General features: G+C 54.2%; 1 tRNA gene and 1 rRNA gene. Both read left to right on the top strand.

Annotated features, from left to right (window positions below):
* Positions 1-70: 70 nt before the first annotated feature.
* Positions 71-1,615 (top strand): 16S ribosomal RNA (locus C5470_RS21280).
* A gap of 82 nt (positions 1,616-1,697) precedes the next feature.
* A tRNA-Glu gene (locus tag C5470_RS21285) sits at positions 1,698-1,773 on the top strand.
* The last annotated feature ends 115 nt before the right edge of the window (positions 1,774-1,888 follow it).

Consider the following 1,888-nt stretch of genomic DNA (forward strand, 5'->3'; position numbering starts at 1 on the left):
AAGTCTTGAAGAGTGAACAACAGTTGATTCATGACGAATGAACAGTAAAATTCTTTGAGCATCAAGCTTTTAATAGAAGAGTTTGATCATGGCTCAGATTGAACGCTGGCGGCAGGCCTAACACATGCAAGTCGGGCGGTAACAGGAAAGCGCTTGCGCTTTTGCTGACGAGCGGCGGACGGGTGAGTAATGTCTGGGGATCTGCCCGAGGGCGGGGGATAACCACTGGAAACGGTGGCTAATACCGCATAATGTCGCAAGACCAAAGTGGGGGACCTGAAAGGGCCTCACGCCCGTGGATGAACCCAGATGGGATTAGCTGGTAGGTAGGGTAATGGCCTACCTAGGCGACGATCCCTAGCTGGTCTGAGAGGATGACCAGCCACACTGGGACTGAGACACGGCCCAGACTCCTACGGGAGGCAGCAGTGGGGAATATTGCACAATGGGCGCAAGCCTGATGCAGCCATGCCGCGTGTATGAAGAAGGCCTTCGGGTTGTAAAGTACTTTCAGCGGGGAGGAAGGGTATGGCCTGAAGAGGGCGATAGCTTGACGTTACCCGCAGAAGAAGCACCGGCTAACTCCGTGCCAGCAGCCGCGGTAATACGGAGGGTGCAAGCGTTAATCGGAATGACTGGGCGTAAAGCGCACGCAGGCGGTCAATTAAGTTGGATGTGAAATCCCCGGGCTTAACCTGGGAACGGCATCCAAGACTGGTTGGCTAGAGTCTCGTAGAGGGGGGTAGAATTCCATGTGTAGCGGTGAAATGCGTAGAGATGTGGAGGAATACCGGTGGCGAAGGCGGCCCCCTGGACGAAGACTGACGCTCAGGTGCGAAAGCGTGGGGAGCAAACAGGATTAGATACCCTGGTAGTCCACGCGGTAAACGATGTCGATTTGGAGGTTGTTCCCTGGAGGAGTGGCTTCCGGAGCTAACGCGTTAAATCGACCGCCTGGGGAGTACGGCCGCAAGGTTAAAACTCAAATGAATTGACGGGGGCCCGCACAAGCGGTGGAGCATGTGGTTTAATTCGATGCAACGCGAAGAACCTTACCTACTCTTGACATCCAGAGAAGACCTCAGAGATGGGGTTGTGCCTTCGGGAGCTCTGAGACAGGTGCTGCATGGCTGTCGTCAGCTCGTGTTGTGAAATGTTGGGTTAAGTCCCGCAACGAGCGCAACCCTTATCCTTTGTTGCCAGCGCGTGATGGCGGGAACTCAAAGGAGACTGCCGGTGATAAACCGGAGGAAGGTGGGGATGACGTCAAGTCATCATGGCCCTAACGAGTAGGGCTACACACGTGCTACAATGGCGGATACAAAGTGAAGCGACCTCGCGAGAGCAAGCGGAACACATAAAGTCTGTCGTAGTCCGGATTGGAGTCTGCAACTCGACTCCATGAAGTCGGAATCGCTAGTAATCGTAGATCAGAACGCTACGGTGAATACGTTCCCGGGCCTTGTACACACCGCCCGTCACACCATGGGAGTGGGTTGCAAAAGAAGTCGGTAGCTTAACCTGCGGGAGGGCGCTGACCACTTTGTGATTCATGACTGGGGTGAAGTCGTAACAAGGTAACCGTAGGGGAACCTGCGGTTGGATCACCTCCTTACCTGAGATGCCGTTGAGTGCAGTGCTCACACAGATTGTCTGATGAAAGTCGAGCAAGACGCGTCTGCGAAGCCGGCCATTGTGTCCCCTTCGTCTAGAGGCCTAGGACACCGCCCTTTCACGGCGGTAACAGGGGTTCGAATCCCCTAGGGGACGCCACTTGCGGTGATGACGGGTGAAAGCCGTGGTCGTGGTATCGTTAAGCGGATTTTAGATGAAGTCGGCTTAACGATAAAAGCTCTTTAACAATCTGGAACAAGCTGAAAATTGAAAC

Origin of the sequence: Photorhabdus stackebrandtii, assembly GCF_011189495.1 — a bacterium.
Lineage (GTDB): Bacteria > Pseudomonadota > Gammaproteobacteria > Enterobacterales > Enterobacteriaceae > Photorhabdus > Photorhabdus khanii.